1 protein-coding gene is annotated in these 291 nt (G+C 73.2%); it reads left to right on the plus strand.

Features of this window, described 5'->3' with window-relative positions:
- A partial coding sequence (locus tag R0J87_RS19465; protein WP_498888303.1) for an ApeI family dehydratase occupies positions 1-291 on the plus strand: 291 nt, incomplete at both ends.

Raw genomic sequence — 291 nt, forward strand, 5'->3', positions numbered from 1 at the left:
CGCCCTCTCGCAGCAGCTCGGCGCGCACCTGGCCGACAGCCACGATGCGGTGACCCGCCCGCGCCGCTGGCGGTTCGTCGAGGCGCTGCCGCTGAATCCGCAGGGCAAGGTCACCGAGGCCGCGCTGGAAACCTTGTTCCGGCCGCAATACCCCGCGCCGCGCTGGCTGTCGCGCAGCGCCGATGCCGCCGAGCTGGAGATCGAACTGGATCCGGCGCTGGCGGCCTTCGACGGTCATTTCCCGCAGGCCACGATCCTGCCCGGCGTGGCCCAGCTGGACTGGGCGGTGCG

The organism is Halomonas sp. SIMBA_159 (genome assembly GCF_046536035.1).
Taxonomy (GTDB): Bacteria; Pseudomonadota; Gammaproteobacteria; order Pseudomonadales; family Halomonadaceae; genus Vreelandella; species Vreelandella venusta_A.